The organism is Achromobacter semiaridum (assembly GCF_053543755.1).
In genome coordinates this window covers 37,467-57,052 of sequence record NZ_JBLVOL010000045.1, presented here as the reverse complement: position 1 = coordinate 57,052, position 19,586 = coordinate 37,467, and the positions used below count along the sequence as shown (strand labels likewise).

The following is a 19,586-nucleotide window of genomic DNA, read 5'->3' as shown; positions in this document are numbered from 1 at the left end:
AAGCCTGGCATTTTTCAATGCCAGGCTTTTTGTTTACCGCAAAGCGACTTGCTTACTGCAACGTACGGGTGAACACGAATTCCCCGTCGCGCCAATCCACCGGCACGACATCGCGCGGCCCGAACTTGCCTTCCAGGATCAGGCGCGCGACCGGGTTTTCGATCTGCTGCTGGATGGCACGCTTCAAGGGGCGTGCGCCAAACACCGGATCGAACCCAGACCGCGCCAGTTCCGCCAGCGCGGCCTCGGTGACTTCCAGCCGCATCTCCTGCTTTTCCAGTCGGGCGCCCAGGCGACGCAACTGGATCCGGGCGATGGACTCGATGTGCTGCGCTTCCAGCCCATGGAACACCACCACTTCGTCGATACGGTTCAGGAATTCAGGACGCAGGGTTTGCTTGAGCTCGCCCCACACCACTTCCTTGACCACGTCGTACGGCTGGCCCGCCAGGCTCTGGATGTGATGCGAACCCAGGTTCGACGTCATCACGATCACCGTGTTGCGGAAGTCCACCGTGCGGCCCTGGCCATCGGTCAGGCGACCGTCGTCCAGCACTTGCAGCAGCACGTTGAACACGTCCGGATGCGCCTTTTCAACTTCATCCAGCAGCACCACGCTGTACGGCTTGCGACGCACGGCTTCGGTCAGGTAACCGCCCTCTTCGTAGCCGACATATCCGGGCGGCGCACCGATCAGCCGCGCCACCGAATGCTTCTCCATGAACTCGCTCATGTCGATGCGGATCAGGTGCTCTTCAGAGTCGAACATGAACTCGGCCAGCGCCCGCGTGAGTTCGGTCTTGCCCACACCGGTGGGGCCCAGGAACAGGAACGACCCATACGGCCGAGCCGGGTCCGCCAAGCCCGCACGCGAACGGCGGATGGCGTCCGACACCAGGCGCACGGCCTCGTCCTGGCCGACCACGCGCTTGTGCAGGAACTCTTCCATGTGCAGCAGCTTTTCGCGTTCGCCCTGCATCATCTTGGACACCGGAATACCAGTGGCGCGCGACACGACCTCGGCGATCTCTTCCGCGCCCACACGGGTGCGCAACAGACGCGGACGGCTATCGTCGCCCTCGGCGTTTTCCGCGGCCTGCGCGGCGCCCACTTCGGCGGCCTTCAGGCGCGACTCCAGATCGGGCAGCTTGCCGTATTGCAGTTCGGCCAACTTGTCGAACTGGCCCTTGCGTTGCAGCTCGGCCATTTCGGCGCGCACGCTGTCGATCTCTTCCTTGATAGCCTGCGTGCCTTGCACGGCGGCCTTCTCGGCCTTCCAGATTTCCTCGAAGTCGTTGTATTCGCGTTGCAGCTTTTCCAGCTCGTCTTCGATGACGCCCAGGCGGCGCTTGGAGGCGTCATCGGTTTCCTTCTTGACGGCTTCGCGCTCGATCTTCAGCTGGATGATGCGGCGATCCAGCTTGTCCATCACTTCCGGCTTGGAATCGATTTCCATGCGGATGCGCGCGCCGGCCTCGTCGATCAGGTCGATGGCCTTGTCGGGCAGGAAGCGGTCGGTGATGTAGCGGTGCGACAGCTCGGCCGCCGCGACGATGGCCGGGTCGGTGATTTCAACACCGTGGTGAATCTCGTAGCGCTCTTGCAGGCCGCGCAGGATGGCGATGGTGGATTCCACGTCGGGCTCGTCCACCAGCACCTTCTGGAAGCGGCGCTCAAGCGCGGCATCCTTTTCGATGTACTTGCGGTATTCGTCCAGCGTGGTCGCGCCGATGCAGTGCAGCTCGCCGCGTGCCAGCGCGGGCTTGAGCATGTTGCCCGCGTCCATCGCGCCTTCGGCCTTGCCCGCGCCGACCATGGTGTGCAGCTCGTCGATGAAGACGATGTTGCTGCCGTCGTCCTGGCCCAATTCCTTGAGCACGGCCTTCAGGCGTTCTTCGAATTCGCCACGGAACTTGGCGCCGGCCAAAAGCGCCGCCAGGTCCAGCGACAGCACGCGCTTGCCGCGCAGGCTTTCGGGCACTTCGTCGTTGACGATGCGCTGCGCCAGCCCTTCGACGATGGCGGTCTTGCCCACGCCCGGTTCGCCGATCAGCACGGGGTTGTTCTTGGTGCGACGTTGCAGGATCTGGATGGTGCGGCGGATTTCATCATCGCGGCCGATCACCGGATCCAGCTTGCCCTGGCGGGCGCGCTCGGTCAGGTCCTGGGTGTACTTGGACAGGGCTTCGCGGTTGGATTCGCCTTCGGCGCCAGACACGTTTTCGCCACCGCGCACGGCGTCGACGGCGGCTTCCAGAGCTTTCTTCTGCAACCCCGCTTCACGCAGGATGCGGCCGGCCTCGCCCTTGTCTTCGGCCAGCGCCAGCAGGAACAGCTCGCTGGCAATATAGGTGTCGCCACGGCGCGCGGCTTCCTTGTCGGTGCGGGTCAGCACCGCGTTCAGATCGCGGCCCACTTGCACGTTGTCGTCGCCCTGCACTTGCGGCAGCGACTTCATCGCGGCCTCCAGCGCGGGGGTCAGGCGGTTAACCGCCACGCCCGCTCGCGCCAGCAGGCTGCCCGCGCCGCTGTCCGGGTCGGATAGCAGCGCCGACAGCACGTGCACGGGCTCGATGTAGGGGTGGTCGTTGCGCGCGGCCAGACTTTGGGCGTCGGCCAGGGCTTGCTGGAACTTGGTGGTTAGTTTGTCGAATCGCATAATGGTCGTTTGGCTTGTTGGAGAGCCTGACCGATACGTGCCGGCTGGCTCGATACCCTGAATATGTGGCCGGATGACAGAATTTCAACACCCAGCCGCCCACTTCATTGCTTCGACGTGCGAGATAAACCGATTTATGAGCATATACGTTTTCGTCTACGGCACCCTACGCACGGGCGAAATCAATGACCTGGCCCAGGCAGCCGCCCGGCGTGGCCTGCCCGAGGCCCGCTGGGCGGGCCCGGCCACGGTGCCCGGCATGCTGGTCGACTTCGGTGCATGGCCCGGCTTGATCCCCGTGGACGACGGGCGGCGGGTGCGCGGCGATGTGTATCAAGTCGAACCTGCGCTGATCGCGCTGATGGACGAGATCGAGGAATACGTACCCGGGCAAACCTGCTGTTTCGTGCGCCGGGAAACCATCGCGCGCCTGGAAGCGCCCCTGAACGGCGGGCGCGACGTGCACTGCCAGTACTATCCAATAGATCCGTCGCTACGGGCGTTGGCCGTGGATATCCCGACAGACGACTGGATCGCTCACCGGAAGTCGCGTCCGGCAACCAACGGCACGTAAGACGCCCGTAGTAACAACCGACTACAATGCTTTTTGTCTTCACGCTTGTACACCCGTACGCGCCATTCCCGGCGCGACGGGCACTATAAAGGTCATCGTATGCAAAAACGGGTTCCCGTCGCCCCGGATGCCGCCCACTGTTCCACGTGTATGTTGGGTCACGTGTGTGTGCCCGTGGGCATGGCAGCCGCCGAAGTGGAAAAGCTGGACGAGCTGGTGCAAGAACGCGTACGCCTTGAGAAAGGCAAGATGCTGTACTCGCTGGATCACCCGCTTGACGCCGTGTATGGCGTGCGCTTTGGCAGCATCAAGACGCAGCTGGAAGACGCCACCGGCCAGATCCAGATCACCGGTTTTCACCTGCCCGGCGAAATCGTCGGCATGGACGGCATGCTGGAAGGCAAGCATGTGTCCGCCGCCGTCGCGCTGGAAGACTCTGAAGTCTGCGTCATCCGCCTGAACGAAGTGGATCGCGTGGCCGCGCACCTGCCCTCGCTGCAACAGCAGTTTCGCCGCCTGATGAGCCGCGAGATCACGCGGTCGCACCAGATGCTGGCCTCGTTGGGGTCGATGCGTTCCGAGCAGCGCCTGGCCGCCTTCCTGTTGAATCTGTCGCAACGCTATGCCTCGCTGGGCTATTCGTCGACCGAGTTCGTGCTGCGCATGAGCCGCGAAGAAATCGGCAACTTCCTGGGCTTGACCTTGGAAACCGTCAGCCGATTGTTCTCCCGATTCGCGCGCGAAGGCCTGATCAAGATCAACCAGCGCGAGGTCCGCATCCTGGACCTGCCCGCCCTGAAGCAACTGCTGGGCCACGAGGCCTGCTGAACGCCCGCCGCGCCATGCGACGCGCGCCTGCCCCTTCTGTTGCAACAACTTTTGCTGCAACAACTTCTGCTGCCCACGTCATGCGCGCAACCGCCGCTCATGCCGCCGCCCGCTCCACCCCGCATCCCGCCGCTTGGCGGGCGGTTGGCGTAGCGCTGGGGGTGTCGCTGGCCCTGGCTGCCGTGCTTGCACCCCGGCCGGCACCCGCGCAAACACCCCTGCCCGACCCCTACGACTACGACGAAACGGTGCCCGCGCCCAAGCGCGCCACGCCCTTGCGTTGGCAGCCCGTTGAGCTGGGCAAGCCGGGGCATCGCTACAAAATTCCCGTCTACGCCAACCGCAACCTGAGCAAAGACGACCTGCGCGACATCAAGCAGGTGTTGATCGTGGTGCATGGCGTCAAGCGCGACGCCGACCGCTACTACGACACCGCCGCGCAACTGCTGTCGCACAATCCCGACCGTGCCCGAGACACCTTGATTCTGGCGCCCCGGTTTTCGGGGTCGATCGACTCGGGCTTTGGCGGCATGGCCGCGTGGCGCAAATCCAGCTGGGAAGACGGCGAAGAGAGCATTCAGGCCAGTGGCCGCCCCGCGCCGGTAGCCTCGTTCCAGGTGCTGGACGATCTGCTGCGCAGCCTGGACGACCGCAAGCGCCTGCCGGCGTTGGCCGGCATCGTGCTGGCCGGCCATTCCGCCGGCGCGCAGCTGGTGCAACGCTACGCCATCCTGAACAACGTTGACGGCGCGCTGCGGCGCGACGGCCTGGCGTTGCGCTACGTCATCGCCAACCCGTCGTCCTACCTATACCTGACCAACGAGCGCCCCCGCGCCGACGGCAAGGGCTACGCGCCTTACGAACGCGGCATCTGCCCCACCTACAACCAGTACAAGTACGGCACCGACAAGCTGCCCGCCTACGCCCGCGAAACCGACGACACCCGGCTGTTCGTGCGCTACGCGGCGCGCGACGTGACCTACCTGTTGGGCGGCGCCGACAACAATCCCGAACACCGGCTGCTGGACAAAACCTGCGGCGCCGAAGCGCAGGGCGCCACCCGCCTGGCGCGAGGCACGGGATACATCCAATACGAATATGTGCTGGCCGGCCGTGGTTCGAAACCCGTCCCGCTGCATCGCAGCAGCTTCGAGGTGGGCGGCGTCGGGCATGACAACAAAGGCATGTTCACTTCGGTTTGCGGCGCCCAGGCGTTGCTGGGCAGCGATGCCCAGACGGACGACCGCGCCGCTGCCTGCGACATCATCAAGCCGCGCGGTAAATAGCGGGCAACTGGCCGGCGAACAGGCGACGAACAGGCCGCAAACAGCAGGCCAAATAACGGGCTTACGGCCCCGCTTTGCGACGCGCGGCAATGCGGGCAATGCGCGGCCCAGCTGGCCACGGTCGCAAGCGCCATACCTGACCAAAACCTGAAAGAAGAGCCCTTGCCGACGCGTGCATTTCGCGGCCGGCAGGCGCAAGATATTGCCCGTGCGTGTTCCATTTCGCGGCTGACCTTGCGATCTTGACGGGCGAGGACAAGGCGCGCTCGCGTGTCCGGCGACTCCCCGACAAGCTCACCTTGAGAACAGTCATGACGCAAACGTATCTGGCCATGCCCGACGCCAAACGCCGCATCAAGGCGATTTTCATCGGGTCCATGGGCAACCTGGTCGAGTGGTACGACTTCTACGCCTACACCGCCTTTGCCCTGTATTTCGCGCCCGCCTTTTTTCCTTCGCACGATCCCGTCGTCCAGCAACTGAATGCCGCCACGCTGTTCGCGGCCGGCTTCATCGTGCGGCCATTGGGCGGCTGGCTGTTCGGCCACCTTGCGGACCGGCACGGGCGACGCCTGTCGCTGATGGTATCGGTGGGGATGATGTGCGTGGGCTCGCTGATCATCGCGCTGACGCCCACCTACGCCACGATCGGCTTTGCCGCGCCCGCGCTGCTGGCGCTGGCGCGCGTCGTCGAAGGCCTGAGCCTGGGCGGCGAATATGGCGCCAGCGCCACCTACCTGACCGAAATTGCCGACCCCGAACATCGTGGCTTTTATTCCAGCTTCCAATACGTCACGCTGATCGGCGGCCAGCTTTGCGCCATCCTGGTGTTGCTGCTGCTGCAGAACGTGTTCCTGACGCATGAAGAACTGGTGCAATGGGGTTGGCGCATTCCGTTCGTGATCGGCGCATTGCTGGCCATCGTGACGGCGCTGATGCGGCGCGACATGCCAGAAACCGATTCGTATAAAGCGGCGCAAGAGGCGCAGAAAGCCAAGCCCAGAACGAGTTCGCTGCGCGGCTTGACGAAGTACCCGCGCGAGGTCGCCATCGTGGTCGGCCTGACCGCCGGCGGCACGGCCGCCTTCTACACCTTCACCACGTATATGCAGACCTTTGTCCGCCAGACGGCGGGCTTTACCGACATCACCACCACCTACATCATCGCCGGCTCGCTGATCTTTGCCTTGATCCTTCAGCCGCTGTATGGCGCGCTGTCCGACAAGGTAGGACGCAAGCCGCTGCTGATCTTCTTCGGCGTGGCGGGCGCGGCGCTGACCGTGCCCATTTTGATGACCCTGTCGCACACGCGATCCCCTTTCATCGCGTTTCTGCTGATCTGCGGCGCGTGGGTCTTCACGGCGGGCTACACATCGATCAACGCCGTCGTGAAAGCGGAATTGTTTCCCACCAACATCCGCGCCACCGGCGTGGCCGTGCCTTACGCCATCACCGTGTCGATCTTCGGGGGCACGGCGCCGGCCATCGCGCTGTTCTTCAAGCAGCAAGGCCACGAGCAATGGTTCTATTACTACCTGGCCGGCGTGATTTTCGTGTCGCTGCTGGTGTATGCCACGATGCGAGACACCAAGCATCAATCCGCCATGCACCGCCACGATTGACGTCAGGGAAATTCCCAATCACCGCCGGCTTGACGCCGGCTTTTTTCCGGGCGGATACTTAACCTTATGGTTAACTTAAACGATGACACGCTAGACAGCGTCTTTTCCGCCCTGGCCGACGGCACGCGGCGCCGGGTGCTGGCCGATCTGGAAAACGGCACCGCGTCCGTCAGCGAACTGGCGCGCCCGCACGCGATGTCCTTGCCCGCCTTCCTGAAACACTTGCGGGTGCTGGAAGACGCGGGGCTGATCGCACGGGCCAAGGATGGACGCGTGGTCAGCTGCACGTTGTCGCCCGAGCCGATGCGGGCCGCGTCCGACTGGCTGGCGCGCTACGAGAAGTTCTGGACCGGGCAACTGGATTCACTGGCCCGATACCTGTATCACGACGAGGAGATCCACCCATGCCCACCGAACCCATCCCAAACAAGCCCGGCGACAACGCCGCCGCCATTTCCGGCCGCGACCCAAGCCGCGGCGCCGGCAGCGACGCCAGCGCCCGCGCCCCGCTTGAACTCCGACTCACCCGACGTTTCACCGCGTCGGCCGAGCGCCTCTGGCGCGCGTGGACCGACCCGCAAGCGCTGATGCAATGGTTCGGCCCCGCCGGCACGCAGCGCGTGTTGCAGGCCGACACCGACGTGCGCGTGGGCGGCGCCTATGAAGTGGGCTTCGTCACGGACGACGGCCAGGCCCATTACGCCAGCGGCGCGTACCAGGAAGTCGAGCCGCAGCGCCGCCTGGTGTTCACCTGGGCGTGGCGCGACACGCCCGACGAAACCTCATTGATCACCCTTGAATTCACCCCCGCGCAGGGCGGCACCGAACTGGCCTTCCTGCAAACCCCGTTTGTCGACCAGGCAACCCGAGACGGCCACGAGACCGGCTGGGCGGGCGCCATGGACCGACTGGCGGATCACCTGGCAAGCATCGTCTGAGTTGCCTTGCCGCCCGCGGGCCGGACCGGTCCGCCATCAGGAGCCGCATCATGCAGACAAATCACGCCGTCGTATCACGTCCCGAATGGGAAGCCGCGCGCCTGGCGCTGCTGGCCCGCGAAAAAGCACTGACCCGCAACCAGGACGCGCTGGCACGCGAACGCCTTGAGCTGCCCTGGGTACAGGTGGACAAACGCTACCAGTTTCAAGGCGAGCACGGGCCGTTGGGCCTGACCGATCTGTTCGCCGGCAACAGCCAGTTGCTGGTCTACCACTTCATGTATGGACCGGATTGGGATGAAGGCTGCGTAGGCTGCTCGTTCCTGGTCGACCATCTGGACGCGGCGTTGCTGCATCTGCGCAATCACGACGTGTCGGTGGTCGCCGTATCGCGCGCGCCGTTGGCCAAGCTGCAAGCGTTCAAGCAGCGCATGGGCTGGCAGTTTCCGTGGGTATCGTCCGAAGGTTGCGACTTCAATTTCGACATGCAAGCCTCGGTCGCCCAGGCTGACGACCGCGTTGAAGAGCGATCGGGTATCAGCGCATTTTTCCGTGACCCGGACGGCGAAATTTTTCACACCTATTCGACGTTTGAACGCGGCGTGGAACGCCTGGCGGGCGCCTACAACTACCTGGAATTCGCGCCGCTGGGCCGCAACGAATCCGGCCCGCAGTTCAACCTGGGCGACTGGGTGCGCCACCATGACCGGTACGACAACGCCCCGTCGGCCTGCCACGCGTGCGGCTAGCGCGGCCCGGGCGGCGCGCGCCATGACGTGGTTATGGCTGGCTTGCGTGGCGGCCATGCTGATCGGGCTGGCGATCGACGCCCGCCAGACGCCCGCGCCATTGCTCGCCAGCGAATGCGGCGCACCGGGCACCTGGTGGCAGCTGGCGTGGCGGCATGCCGCCCTGATGCCTGCCACCAGCGTCGCGATGGCATTGGCGGCGCTGGCCCCCTGGCCCGGCGCGCCGTCGGCCGCCGCGCGCGCATTGTGCGCCGCGCTGATGGCTGCCGGCATGGTGGTTGGCGCACGGCTGGGCGTGGGGATGGCGCTATCCGCGGGCGCGTCGCCCTTTATCGGCTTGGTGCTTGGCATGGCGGCAGGCATGGCGGTCGCCGTGTTGCCTTTGGCCGCGCTGCGACGGGCTTAGGGCGCGCAGAGACGAGCTTGGGGCGCGCAGAGACGAGCTTGGGGCGCGCAGAGAGATAGGCTTAGGACGCACTCAGAGGGGCTTAGGGCGCCCAGGGGCTGTCTTCAGCGCCGAGCCCCCGTCAACGGGCGCGCGGCCGGCAGCGCGGGCGCGATCGGCTCGGCATGCGGGGCCTGGATCTCAAGCGCCGACGTCGCCCTGGCCACGCACGGCAGAATCCAGCCCTCTTCCTTTTCGTCCCGCGACAACCCGGGCCATTGGACCGAGTACGTCACCGAGCCTTCCAGCATCAAACACATGCAGGCCCGGCAAGTGCCGTTGCGGCACGAACTGGGCAGCTTGATGCCGGCCGCCTGGGCGGCCAGCAGCACCGAGCTGTCCGCGTCGGCGTCAAACCCCAGGCCGGACGGCTGGATCAGAACAGGAAATGCGGCCATGGCGGCTCAGGCCCCGTGGCGCCTAGGCGGCGTTGTCTTGCCAGTCCAGCTTCCAGGCGCCCGACAGGACGTTTTGCATCCACAACACGCAGGTCAACGTCTTGGCGTCGGTGACTTCGCCACGGCTGCATGCAGCCAGAAGTTCGGCGGGGTCGGCGCTGATCACGTCAAGGAACTCGTCCTGGTCCAACTGTCTGTCGCCTGCACGCAGACCGCGCGCAAAAAAGATGTGGATGATTTCGGTGGAATAGGCAATCGCCAGATGCAGCGCGCCGGCATGCGCCCATTGGTCGGCGGTATAGCCGGTTTCTTCAAGCAATTCGCGTTTTCCGCACACCAGCGGGTCTTCGCCCGGGTCCAGCTTGCCGGCCGGGAATTCGGTCATGACGCGACCGATCGGGTAGCGGAACTGGCGTTCAAGCAACACCCGGCCATCGTCCAGCAAGGGAATCACCACGACCGCGCCCGGATGCACGATGTATTCGCGCGTGGCGGTGTGGCCGTTGGGCAGGCTGACGGTATCGCGGCGAACCTTCAAAAAGCTGCCTTCAAACGGCGCTTCGCTGGTCACCAGCGTTTCGACAAGATGCGTATCGCTAACGGAAGATGGGCGGGTCATGACGGCAACTGGGTCTGTTGAAACAAGCGGGCGGCGGGCCGCCCCGGGCAAGCTTTGCAGCTTACCATCGCCGCCGGGCGCGGCGCGTTGACGGGCTACGCCCGCGGCTTGGGCGCACTGCGCCCGGGCCTGAACACACTTGTCTCAGACGTCCAGCGCCGGACAGCAGTCGGGCACAGCCCTGCCCCGGGCCTTTAGCAACTGCTAGCGGCTTAATCGAACTTGCGCTTGGCATCCAGCGCCAGGCCGGCGCCGATACTGCCGAACAGGTCGCCTTCCACGCTGCGCGCGCCCGGCACCAGCGCCGATACCGTCTCGCGCAAGCGCGGCACGCGGCTGGAGCCGCCGGTAAAAAACACCGTATCCACATCTGCCGTGGCCACGCCCGCGTCGCGCAGCAAGGCCCCAACGGTAATTTCCACTTTTTCAATCAGGCGGCTGACGCAGGCATCGAACGACGCGCGCGTGACATCCACGCCCAGGTCAGGCGCCACGCGCGACAAATCGATGCGCGCCGCCGGATTCTCAGACAGCGAGATCTTGGCCTCTTCCACCTGCACCGCCACCCAGTGGCCGGCGCGCTGCCTCACCAGGTTCAACAGCAAGTCGATCTTGTCACGGTCGCCCGCTTCGGCACGGATGTACGCAAAATGCTCTGCCGCCTTGCGCGTGTAGGCCTGGTTGATGGTGTGCCAGCAGGCCAGGTTGCCGTATTGGGTCGACGGCACATCCTTGCCGCTGCGCAACTGGCTGCCCAGCCCCAGCAGGGGCATGACGTGCGCCAGACTCAGCTGCTTATCGAAATCCACCCCGCCGATATGCACGCCGCCGTACGCCAGGATATCTTCGCGCCGGTCGGCCTTGGCGGCCCTGCCCGGTCCCAGGCGGATCAAGGAAAAGTCGGACGTACCACCGCCGATGTCGATGACCAGCACCAATTCCTCGCGGTCAATCTGCGACTCGTAATCGAACGCGGCGGCCAGCGGCTCGAATTGGAACTCGATATCGGTAAAGCCGACGCTGCGCGCAATCTCGCCCAGCGTGTCTTGGGCGGTCTGGTCCGCGGCGGTGTTGTCATCCACGAAGAACACCGGCCGGCCCAGCACGGCCCGCGTGAAGTCACGACCGGCGGCCGTTTCGGCGCGCCGTTTCAGTTCGGCAATAAAGCGCGTCAACAGCACGCGGAACGGAATGGAACGCCCCTGGACTTCCGTGGACCCATCGATCAGCGAACTGCCCAGCAGGCTTTTCATCGAGCGCATCAAGCGCCCGTCGTAACCCGCCAGATAATCGGAAATCGCCGCCCGGCCGTAGCTGACCTCGGCATCTTCGTCATGGAAGAAAATGGCCGACGGCAAGGTGGTCTTGCCGTCTTCCAGGGCGAGAAGCGCGCGCTGGTCGGGGCGGCTCCAGCCGACGGTGGAGTTAGACGTACCGAAGTCGACGCCGCATGCGGTGGAGATCATGGAGAATTCTGGGGCTGAAAGCAAAACGGCGGACAAGTGTACTCGCTTCCCCGGGCAGGGGCGGCCATAACCCGTCCCCCAAATGCGCCATTCGGCTACTTGTGTGAGGCAGGGCCGAACTGAACCGAAAACTCAAACCGAAAATCGGAAGCGTGCGACATGGGACTCCTAGACGCCGCGCCCACACGCCCGGGCGCCGCTTTCATCTGCCTAGTTTTTCAATATCCCGTCCAGCGAATGCAGCACGATGTCGGTCGTGCTGCCCAGGCTAAGCGCAAATGCGGCGTAAAGGCCGGCCAGCAGCACCGCGGCGCTGAGCCAGGGCGTCCACCATGGCCACTGGCGGCCGACGCGATAGCGGCGGGAGGCGATGTTGGTGCTGGCGTCTGTCAGCGCTTCCGGGGTCTCGCCGCGCAGTTCGCGCAAGGCGCGGTGCAGCTTGACGATGATGGTTTGCAGCGCCTCGTTCTGGTTGTGCTGCAAGCCGTACTTGCCCTTGAAGCCCAGGCACAGGCACAGGTACTTGAACTCCAGCACGTCGCGATAGCGTGCCGGGTCCATCATCATGCGCGACAGCACGGTGAAGAATTTCTCGCCGCCCCAGGTCTCGCTGTGGTTCACGCTTAGCAGCGAGCGTTCCGCCCATGTTGAATGCGCGCCCCAGGGCGTGCCCATCACGGCTTCGTCGATGAAGGTGCATAGCGCGTAGCGGTATGCCAGCTGCGTCGCGCCGTCGTAGCCGTGTTGGCGGATTTCTTCGTCCAGCGCGGATATCTGGTCGCGCACGGTGGCGTACAGGTTCTGGATGTTGTCGTATTCGCTCAGTTTGCGCAGGCGGATCACCAGGCCGAATAGCGGCAGCGCGCCGTCCACCAAGGGGTTGTAGCCATGCCCGCGCAGCTGAAAGCCCAGGTCTTCGTCGCGGTCGATATGGCCGATGGTGTCATAGCCGATGCGCGCTTTGTCGTTGACTTCGCGCGTGGCGGACGTGCGCAGGAAATTGCCGCTGGCACGCTCGGCGGTGGCGGGGGTGGTCATGTCATTGGCTCCTGATGGCCCACAGTTGCAATTCCATCTCGGGGTAGTCGCCGGCGATGTGCAGGCCGAAGCCCGCGGTATCCCGAAGCATCTGCCACGAAGGGTGGCTGCGGTCGAACTGGAAATAGGTGAATCCCGCGTGGAACGGCAAATGGCGCGGCGCGACCGGTAGCGGCTGCAAAGGGATGCCCGGCAGTTGCAGGCTGACCAGTTCGCCCAGCTTTTCCATTGACGCCACCTTGGTCTGCTGCATGAACTGCTGGCGCAACCGGTCCAGCGGCATGCGCGCGCGCACGGCCAGGATGAAGTCGGCATCGGCATACAGCGCGCGGTCGTGCACGGCGGCCGTCAGCACGCCGTATTGCTGGCGCTCGATCGGCAGCGACACGGCGCGTGGCTGCAATACCGTGCTGAGCGCGCGTCGCAGCGTGTCTTCCAGCATCCGGAACGATTGTCGGGGGTCGTCGTGCTGATAGGCCGGAAACTCTTGCGGCAAGCGCCCTTCGTCGGTAAACGTAACCAGCTCGCCACACGCCTGACTGAAGGCCACGTACAGCTGTTCGGGGTGCACGTGGCGCAAGCGGGACAGGTGCAAAAACAAAGGGTGCAGGCGGTTCAACACCAGCAGCAGGTTGAAGTCGGTGACGTCCGCCACGCCGGCCTGCCCGGGCGAGCCGATGCGCTGCGCGATGTTCTTGGCGCGTTCGCGCATCAGGCCGGCGATCTCGCCCAGGTAACGCTTGAGCGGCGGGATGGCGTTCAGCGACATGCCGGTGGGGTAGAACGCATCGTCCAATAACAAGCTGCCGTCCGGGCGCCGGTCCAGCAGGCGGCACAGCGCCACGCCCGTGAACGCGCTGCGGTCCTCGCGTTCAAGCGTCAGCTGAAGGTTGGGCGCGGCCAGGTCCATTGCCACGTAATCGCCTTCCTGGCTGTGCGTATCGCGCACCTCTTCGCTGCGCGTCACGTAGCGCGCCTTGGCGTAGGTGTCCGGCCATTGCACTTCAAGCACGCCGTCCGAACGCAGCGGCAGGGTCAGGTAAACGGTCTGGTTGACGGACGACGTATCGGTGATGGCCAGCGGCACGGGCGGGGGCTGGTCGTTCGGAATGTCGAACACCGTACCGTCCGGCATCACGCCCCGGGCCCGCACGATGGCGATCTTGCCAAAGCTGAGGTATTCCTGATTCAGCTCCAGTTCGCTCAGGCCATAAAGGTGTTCGCTGACCCCGCCGATGCGTTGGTTTGCGTGGTGTTCCAGGGCGCGGGCCTGCTGCTGAAAGTGCTGGGGCTTGACGAACAGCCCTTCGTTCCAGATGACGGGGTTGCGTGTAGTCATGGTTGGGATCTCGGTTGCGACGCGCGAAAGCTCTCATCGACGATGCCGACGCGGTTGCCGTGCAACGTCATCAAGAGCGCGTAGCGGCGGCCATTGGGTTCCAGTCGGAAAGCCTGCTTCCATACCGCGCCATTCTGATCGTGGAAGTCGGCCACGATGGCGACGTAACGGGTGTCTTTATCGATCCGGGCAAAGTCGATGAACTTGAACTGGCCCGGCTGCAAGACGTAGTCGTCCTGGGTGATATAGGTGCTGCCCAGCGCCTTTTTCAGATCCTTGGCCAATTGTTCCGGGTCCACGTTAAGCAACAGCGAATCGTCTTTCAGTTGCAGCACCTTGAAGGCGATGGGCGTCGCGGCGCCGCGCGGCGGCGGGGCGGGATCAGCCGGTGGCAGGCTGGCCCCCCGGCTGTATTGGCCCAGGCCCAGGCCCAGGCCGCTGCCGGCACCCATGCCCGTGTCTGCGCCCGCGTCCCCGCCCGAACTGGGACCGAGGTCGCCTTCGCCTGTCCGCGGCATCGCGTCGGGCGCCTCGGTCGCCGGCGCGCTGGCCAAGCCACCGCCCACCGGCAAGGGCACGCCCGAAAACCCCTGCTCCAACACGTGCCGCCCGGAACCGAATTGCCGCCCCGGCAGGTAATGCGGCGAAATCCCTGGCGGCGGCAACAGCTCACGCGTGACGACGGCATTCAGCGACGAACCGGGCGCAGGCACGGGCTTGGCTGTGGCATGGCGCGCCAGGCCAATCACGCCATCCACGCCCACCACGCCATCCACGTCTCCCACATCCTCCACCGCGCCCACATCCACCGGACCCCGCCATAATTTCGACGACCCGGTATCCACGCGCCGCAAGGGATGCAAGGACGGGCGCCCTTCTTCCAGCTCTTCCAGCAGGCTGCGCAGGCTCTCGATCAGTTCCTGGCGGTCGCCGCTTTTCAGCTTGACCTCAAGCGGCCCTTCTTCACGGTTGGACGCCGGGTCCGGCCCGGTGTCGGCGCTGTCGTCCGGCATGCTGGCGGGGTTGGGGTTGACGTCGGCGGCGGCGTACAGGCTCAGGCCCACCAGGGAAGGCTGCTCGTCAGGCGGCCCGATGGGGATGGACGGATCCATCAGGATCTGCCCCGTCTTGGACAGGACATCGCCCACCGTACCGCAGGCGGTCAACAGCGTCGTCAGCACGACAACGGACGCAAGCCGCTTCATTCGGCCTCCGCCCGCAACACGCGGTCGTACGCCTGCTCGAACACGTCCCAGAACAGTTTTTCAAAGCCACGTTGGCGCGTGGAGGCCAGCTCGTCGTAGTAGTGCGTGTACATGCCCCAGGCCCAGTCATCGCCGCCACCCGCTGCCGATGCCTGGTCGGGGCGGTAACGGTTAAAGCGTTGCAGCAACAGCGCCGGCGCCAGGCTGCGCAACACCGCGTCCAGCCCGGCCTGGATGGCCTGCGTGACCGCGCCATGGTGGGCGTGCAACTGCGCCAGGCTTTCATCCACCGCCGCCTTGGGCGACAGGTGGACCACGCTGCGATCGGTGGCGAACATGGCGCGCACCGTGTCGGGATAGCTCAGGCCCAGCCGCAAGGGGTTGTCTTCAATCGGTTGCAGGCTTCGGCCCAACAGCCGCCGTGGCTGCGTGTCGTCCGCCTGCGCGGCATAGACCTGGGCGATGCCACGAATGGCGGCATTGAGCGCCTGCCCGGCTTCGTGCAACAGCGCCTGTCCGGCCTGCGCGTCCAGCGGTCCCAACGGCACTTCCAGCCCTTGCATCAACAGCTCGGCCGCCTCGGTCGGGTCGCCCACCATGGCCTGCCGGTTGTTCAGGCGATAAGGCTGGGGCGACGGTTTGTGCAGGGACTTCGGCATGGGGACTTCTCCGGGAAATGGCAAGGGAGAACCGGTAACGGGCGACCCCGTCACGGCTTCGAATCGCGTTGTGGCCAGGTCCGCCTGGGTCGGCGCGGCCGAACCGCCGCGCCGCACATCCCAGGGTTCCATCACCACGGCAGGCAGAGCGGCGGCGCGCTCGGCCGCATCCAGCGCCCGCAGGGGGTCGCTGTCGGCGCGCGCGTCAAACGGGGTGCTCAGCGCCAAGAAGTCGGCGTCCGCAGGCGGCGGCGCGGCGTCCTGTTCAAACACGTAGGAACCGGCAGGCAGGTCGTCATGGCCGCTGGACTCGCCTTCCAGGATCTCGCCCACCCCGTACTGCGCCAGGTGCCGCGCCGGGTCCAGCAGTTCCTGGTGCGGATGGTTCAGGTGCACGGTGATGTCGTACGGGCCTATGTGCAGGACGTCGCCGTCACGCAGCTTGGCGCCGACCATCTTGCCCAGCGGCGCATCGGCATCGTTCACACGGGTGTGGCCGCTGCGGTCCACCACGCAAAAGGCGGCATCGCGGTAGACGATTTCGCTATGAATCGGGTCGACGCGTCCGGCTTTGTCCGGCAGCGTCCAATCGGCGCCCCGTCCGCCGATCGTGCCGCCGGCGGCGTCAAAGCTGTGATGCGGCTTGCTGCCATGGGTCAGGGATCCAGGGTTGGCGACAACAAGCGCCAACGCCTTGGGCGAGGTTGCGGTAGAGGTCATAGACGGGCCTTGATACGAACAGTGAACGGCCGGCGCACCGCCGTGTGCTGGACAAAGCTGGTCCAGCCCAGGTGGGCGCCGGTGTCGCGTCCCAGGTTGAAGGGCGGCACCTGGTCATGCCGCAAACCCAGTTCCAGGTCATAGGCGGCGGGGTCGCGCAACAGGAAATCGATCAGTTTGCGCAGCCGTTCGAAGTTCTCGCCGCTGGGCAGGAATTCGCGGAACCGCGCCTGATCCAGATTGCCGATCACAATGGAGAACTTGCTGTAGCGCGTGCGCACCCGCCCGCCGACGACAAAGCTGTCCCCCAGCACCCCGTTGCGGCGCCCAAGCCGCAGGCGCTGGCTGTCCGCCACATGCATGTAGCGCTGCTCGAACTCGCGCACGCGCACGTGCTTCAGGTCAAAGCAATGCGCGACGATGCCCGACACCACCTGCGGCGAACGGCTGCGGCTGGCGATCACGCCGGCAAAACTCAGCAGCCGGCTCCAGGGGATGGGCGTGGCGCCCCGCAGTTCGACGTCGCCCAGGCCAACCATGGCAAACACATAGCGCGAAAACCTATCCCGCGCTTCTCGCCGAAACCTGACGTAATAGCGGTATTTGCGCCACGCCTGGTGCAGCAGCGTCAGCAGCCGGTGATTGAAGAAATCCAGAAACGCCGGGCGGATGCCGACGCCTTGGCCGTATTCGTAGGCCAGCCGGTCCAGGTAGTGGCCCGGCAACGGCGAGTCAGGCCCGTGCAGGCCAAAGAACGTCGCCTGCACGTGGTAGTCGGTGCGCGCGCCGGCAGGCATGCGCTCGGCCAGCGCCACGTCCGACGCCGGAAACCCCAGCCCGGCGTAGCTGCTCAGGCGCACACGCTGGCGCTCGGGCTCGTGGCTGTCCCGGGATTCCAGGTCATCGTCATGCAGGCCGTGCAGTTGCTCCAGCAACCGGAAGAAGTCGTAGTTCTTCGCATCGGCCAGCAAATGGTCCGCTAGATCAGCGGTTGTCTTCCTGTTTGCATCGGCCATTCGTAGAGCTCGTTGTTACCGGTGTTGGCGGCTTCCAGCAGGTGGAAGGAATTGATGCTGGCGTACAAGGCAAAGAAATGGCTTAACACCGTGCCGAACAAATACAGGTCGCCCTCGCAGAGAAACGCGGCGGGATCCAGCGTCAGCCGCGTTTTCAGCCCGCGTATCGGCAAGCCCTTCATGAGCAGATCGGTGGGTTGCGTGACGGCGTCGCCGATTCCGTCCAGCCGCTTGCTGCCGGCGCGCGCATGCTGAATGTCATGCAAGGCCGCGAAGTCATAAGCGCGCAAGACGGCCTTAAGCGGTTCGGTGGACAGCAGTGACAGATAATTGAGCGACAGGTTTGAAATCAGCGTCCACTGCAACGCGCCGTCCAATACCGGCCGGTATGGCGGGGTGGGACGCACGATATTGCTGTAGGTGGCGAATGTGGGCGTTGTCTGCGTCTGCACGCAGATATCGCCCACGCCCAACGCCAGCGGCAAGTCGCGGTTAGTGCAGGTCAGCGCCAGCGAGACGGTCTCGTCTTCGTCGATGTAGTCGGTTTCGTCACCACGGATAAACGCAATGCGATGCGCGACGCCCTGTTCGCCGACCGCGTTTTCGATCCGGCTGCGGTAGTACAGCGCGTGGCGGCCGCGCGCGTGCTCGATCTCGTGTTGCAGCGATTCAAAGGGATGAAACGTGCGCAGGTAGCGGCCGCGCTTGCCTTCGGCGATTCTCTGCCAGCCGGTGACTTCGTCGATGCTGAAGATCTCGCAGGCGTCGGCGCGGTGGCCGCCCGGCAGCAGCCGCTGGTCAACCGCGCGCCCATTCAGGTTGATCGGCTCGGCATCTTGCTCAAACAGGTTCACCGCCGGCGCGCAATACAAGGCCAGATCGCCGATGCGCAGGCGGATGTCGGCGGGCATCGGCCGCGTGAAATGGAATTCAAGCCGCACGCGCTCGGTCGTGCCCTCGGGCCACAACGAACGCAGCGCATTCAGGCTGAAGAACAGGAAGCGTCGCGGAAAAATGAAGTATTCCTGAAGGATGCGATAGCCATCGAACACATTCCTGGGATACGGCAGCAACGATTCTTCAGGCGCAAAACCGGGAAACGTCACTTGCCGGGGCGCGATCATGCGCGTTTGCCCACCGGCTTCCAGGCGGATTTCGCCCAGGTAGCAAGACAGCCACAGGTACAGCGTCATGGCGGTCGTGTCGTCGCCTGACAGATGGAAATCCAGCTTGTCGCAATCGAAGGTATCGATGGCGTTTCCCGCCAGCGGCGCCAGATCGACGCGCATGATGGATTTCTCGCGCGTGTGCGCGTCGCTGACCTCGACGATTTCCAGCGGATAAATCACCACATCCGTGCTGGTACGAAACTGACAGCGGGTGCCGTCAACCGGCCGAGACAGCACGCGTGTGCCCTTGGGAATCACCTGGCGCGTCGTGATCGCGCGTTCAACCGGGGTGAACCGCATGATGGTCGCGCTGGGCAAGGGCCGCAGGTAATTCGGCCAAAGCAGTTGCAACAGCGAATGGGTAAGTTCCGGAAGATCGTCTTCGATCTTCAGGCGCAGCTTGGCCGTCAGGAATGCAAAGCCTTCAAGCAGCCGTTCCACGTCGGGGTCAGCGGCCTCATCCCCTAAAAACTGCGACAGCTGCGGGTTGTCACGCGCAAACTCGCGTCCAAGCCGCCGCAGGTAATCGATCTCTTCGCGAAATTTTCCTCGCAACGGCATGTCGTCCCGCCTCCGTGGCACCGCGCTCAAACAACCCGGGCGTACCGGTCCTGATGGTGAATCACCAGATCGATCTCGACCTGTTCTTCGTGGTTCATGACCGGCACCAGGCATTCCAGCCTGAAGTTCAAGCTAAGGGGTTGGGCCGGGTCCGGCCGCGAATGCACATGCAGGACCTTGATGCGCGGTTCAAACGCCAGCACCGACGCGCGTATGTCCTGGCTGACGTGCGCCAGCAAGTCGGCACTGCCCATCGCGGCGTCGTTGAAGTCATGCAGCCCCAGCTCGGGGCTGC

18 protein-coding genes and 1 pseudogene are annotated in these 19,586 nt (G+C 64.8%); 8 read left to right on the top strand and 11 right to left on the bottom strand.

The window, feature by feature from the left end; genetic code table 11:
- Positions 1-52: 52 nt before the first annotated feature.
- On the bottom strand, positions 53-2,659 hold the full coding sequence (gene clpB / locus ACNPP0_RS13515; protein WP_332608741.1) for an ATP-dependent chaperone ClpB: 2,607 nt from the start codon (positions 2,657-2,659) through the stop codon (positions 53-55).
- A 136-nt stretch (positions 2,660-2,795) separates the two neighbouring features.
- On the opposite strand from clpB, the gene ACNPP0_RS13510 reads away from it, so the two are divergent.
- The 8 genes and pseudogenes from ACNPP0_RS13510 to ACNPP0_RS13475 all read left to right on the top strand — a co-directional run bounded on the left by ACNPP0_RS13510 (position 2,796) and on the right by ACNPP0_RS13475 (position 9,062).
- Positions 2,796-3,233 carry a gamma-glutamylcyclotransferase family protein gene (locus tag ACNPP0_RS13510; protein ID WP_448706168.1) on the top strand — a complete coding sequence of 146 codons (438 nt, stop codon included), beginning with the start codon at positions 2,796-2,798 and terminating at the stop codon, positions 3,231-3,233.
- A gap of 99 nt (positions 3,234-3,332) precedes the next feature.
- Positions 3,333-4,061 carry a helix-turn-helix domain-containing protein gene (locus tag ACNPP0_RS13505; protein WP_046804751.1) on the top strand — a complete coding sequence of 243 codons (729 nt, stop codon included), beginning with the start codon at positions 3,333-3,335 and terminating at the stop codon, positions 4,059-4,061.
- Between the two features lie 80 nt (positions 4,062-4,141).
- Positions 4,142-5,347 (top strand): hypothetical protein, encoded by a 1,206-nt coding sequence (locus tag ACNPP0_RS13500; RefSeq protein ID WP_448706167.1) that lies wholly within the window; start codon positions 4,142-4,144, stop codon positions 5,345-5,347.
- Positions 5,348-5,658: 311 nt separating this feature from the next.
- On the top strand, positions 5,659-6,969 hold the full coding sequence (locus ACNPP0_RS13495) for an MFS transporter (RefSeq protein ID WP_332608744.1): 1,311 nt from the start codon (positions 5,659-5,661) through the stop codon (positions 6,967-6,969).
- A 66-nt stretch (positions 6,970-7,035) separates the two neighbouring features.
- A pseudogene (locus tag ACNPP0_RS13490) lies at positions 7,036-7,269 on the top strand (ArsR/SmtB family transcription factor); the annotation flags it as partial.
- 104 nt (positions 7,270-7,373) lie between these two features.
- Positions 7,374-7,907, top strand: coding sequence for an SRPBCC family protein (locus tag ACNPP0_RS13485; protein ID WP_448706166.1), 534 nt, complete (start codon positions 7,374-7,376; stop codon positions 7,905-7,907).
- Between the two features lie 50 nt (positions 7,908-7,957).
- On the top strand, positions 7,958-8,656 hold the full coding sequence (locus tag ACNPP0_RS13480; protein WP_448706164.1) for a DUF899 domain-containing protein: 699 nt from the start codon (positions 7,958-7,960) through the stop codon (positions 8,654-8,656).
- A 22-nt stretch (positions 8,657-8,678) separates the two neighbouring features.
- A complete protein-coding gene (locus ACNPP0_RS13475) occupies positions 8,679-9,062 on the top strand; it encodes a hypothetical protein (RefSeq protein WP_332608747.1) in 384 nt (127 codons plus the stop codon).
- Between the two features lie 104 nt (positions 9,063-9,166).
- Here ACNPP0_RS13475 and ACNPP0_RS13470 read toward each other — a convergent pair whose 3' ends face one another.
- The 10 genes from ACNPP0_RS13470 to tssE all read right to left on the bottom strand — a co-directional run.
- Positions 9,167-9,499 (bottom strand): 2Fe-2S iron-sulfur cluster-binding protein, encoded by a 333-nt coding sequence (locus ACNPP0_RS13470; protein WP_448706163.1) that lies wholly within the window; start codon positions 9,497-9,499, stop codon positions 9,167-9,169.
- 22 nt (positions 9,500-9,521) lie between these two features.
- Entirely contained in the window at positions 9,522-10,118 is a 597-nt protein-coding gene (locus tag ACNPP0_RS13465; protein WP_332608749.1) for an NUDIX domain-containing protein, read from the bottom strand.
- 212 nt (positions 10,119-10,330) lie between these two features.
- Positions 10,331-11,584, bottom strand: coding sequence for an Hsp70 family protein (locus ACNPP0_RS13460; protein WP_448706162.1), 1,254 nt, complete (start codon positions 11,582-11,584; stop codon positions 10,331-10,333).
- A 210-nt stretch (positions 11,585-11,794) separates the two neighbouring features.
- On the bottom strand, positions 11,795-12,622 hold the full coding sequence (gene icmH / locus ACNPP0_RS13455; protein ID WP_448706161.1) for a type IVB secretion system protein IcmH/DotU: 828 nt from the start codon (positions 12,620-12,622) through the stop codon (positions 11,795-11,797).
- A gap of 1 nt (position 12,623) precedes the next feature.
- Positions 12,624-13,961 (bottom strand): type VI secretion system baseplate subunit TssK, encoded by a 1,338-nt coding sequence (gene tssK, locus ACNPP0_RS13450; protein WP_332608752.1) that lies wholly within the window; start codon positions 13,959-13,961, stop codon positions 12,624-12,626.
- Complete coding sequence (gene tssJ, locus ACNPP0_RS13445) at positions 13,958-15,166, bottom strand: type VI secretion system lipoprotein TssJ (protein ID WP_448706160.1); 1,209 nt, start codon at positions 15,164-15,166, stop codon at positions 13,958-13,960. The genes tssK and tssJ overlap by 4 nt, the downstream gene beginning before the upstream one ends.
- Positions 15,163-16,545 (bottom strand): type VI secretion system-associated FHA domain protein TagH, encoded by a 1,383-nt coding sequence (gene tagH / locus ACNPP0_RS13440; RefSeq protein WP_332608754.1) that lies wholly within the window; start codon positions 16,543-16,545, stop codon positions 15,163-15,165. The genes tssJ and tagH overlap by 4 nt, the downstream gene beginning before the upstream one ends.
- Complete coding sequence (gene tssG, locus ACNPP0_RS13435; protein WP_332608755.1) at positions 16,542-17,561, bottom strand: type VI secretion system baseplate subunit TssG; 1,020 nt, start codon at positions 17,559-17,561, stop codon at positions 16,542-16,544. The genes tagH and tssG overlap by 4 nt, the downstream gene beginning before the upstream one ends.
- Entirely contained in the window at positions 17,525-19,291 is a 1,767-nt protein-coding gene (gene tssF / locus ACNPP0_RS13430; RefSeq protein ID WP_448706159.1) for a type VI secretion system baseplate subunit TssF, read from the bottom strand. The genes tssG and tssF overlap by 37 nt, the downstream gene beginning before the upstream one ends.
- A 26-nt stretch (positions 19,292-19,317) precedes the next feature.
- A partial coding sequence (gene tssE / locus ACNPP0_RS13425; RefSeq protein WP_448706158.1) for a type VI secretion system baseplate subunit TssE occupies positions 19,318-19,586 on the bottom strand: 269 nt, incomplete at its 5' end.

Coding starts and splice junctions, on each gene's coding strand:
- clpB (WP_332608741.1), bottom strand. CDS start 2,659: ATGCGATTCGACAAACTAACCACCAAGTTCCAGCAAGCCCTGGCCGAC.
- ACNPP0_RS13510 (WP_448706168.1), top strand. CDS start 2,796: ATGAGCATATACGTTTTCGTCTACGGCACCCTACGCACGGGCGAAATC.
- ACNPP0_RS13505 (WP_046804751.1), top strand. CDS start 3,333: ATGCAAAAACGGGTTCCCGTCGCCCCGGATGCCGCCCACTGTTCCACG.
- ACNPP0_RS13500 (WP_448706167.1), top strand. CDS start 4,142: ATGCGCGCAACCGCCGCTCATGCCGCCGCCCGCTCCACCCCGCATCCC.
- ACNPP0_RS13495 (WP_332608744.1), top strand. CDS start 5,659: ATGACGCAAACGTATCTGGCCATGCCCGACGCCAAACGCCGCATCAAG.
- ACNPP0_RS13485 (WP_448706166.1), top strand. CDS start 7,374: ATGCCCACCGAACCCATCCCAAACAAGCCCGGCGACAACGCCGCCGCC.
- ACNPP0_RS13480 (WP_448706164.1), top strand. CDS start 7,958: ATGCAGACAAATCACGCCGTCGTATCACGTCCCGAATGGGAAGCCGCG.
- ACNPP0_RS13475 (WP_332608747.1), top strand. CDS start 8,679: ATGACGTGGTTATGGCTGGCTTGCGTGGCGGCCATGCTGATCGGGCTG.
- ACNPP0_RS13470 (WP_448706163.1), bottom strand. CDS start 9,499: ATGGCCGCATTTCCTGTTCTGATCCAGCCGTCCGGCCTGGGGTTTGAC.
- ACNPP0_RS13465 (WP_332608749.1), bottom strand. CDS start 10,118: ATGACCCGCCCATCTTCCGTTAGCGATACGCATCTTGTCGAAACGCTG.
- ACNPP0_RS13460 (WP_448706162.1), bottom strand. CDS start 11,584: ATGATCTCCACCGCATGCGGCGTCGACTTCGGTACGTCTAACTCCACC.
- icmH (WP_448706161.1), bottom strand. CDS start 12,622: ATGACCACCCCCGCCACCGCCGAGCGTGCCAGCGGCAATTTCCTGCGC.
- tssK (WP_332608752.1), bottom strand. CDS start 13,961: ATGACTACACGCAACCCCGTCATCTGGAACGAAGGGCTGTTCGTCAAG.
- tssJ (WP_448706160.1), bottom strand. CDS start 15,166: ATGAAGCGGCTTGCGTCCGTTGTCGTGCTGACGACGCTGTTGACCGCC.
- tagH (WP_332608754.1), bottom strand. CDS start 16,545: ATGACCTCTACCGCAACCTCGCCCAAGGCGTTGGCGCTTGTTGTCGCC.
- tssG (WP_332608755.1), bottom strand. CDS start 17,561: ATGGCCGATGCAAACAGGAAGACAACCGCTGATCTAGCGGACCATTTG.
- tssF (WP_448706159.1), bottom strand. CDS start 19,291: ATGCCGTTGCGAGGAAAATTTCGCGAAGAGATCGATTACCTGCGGCGG.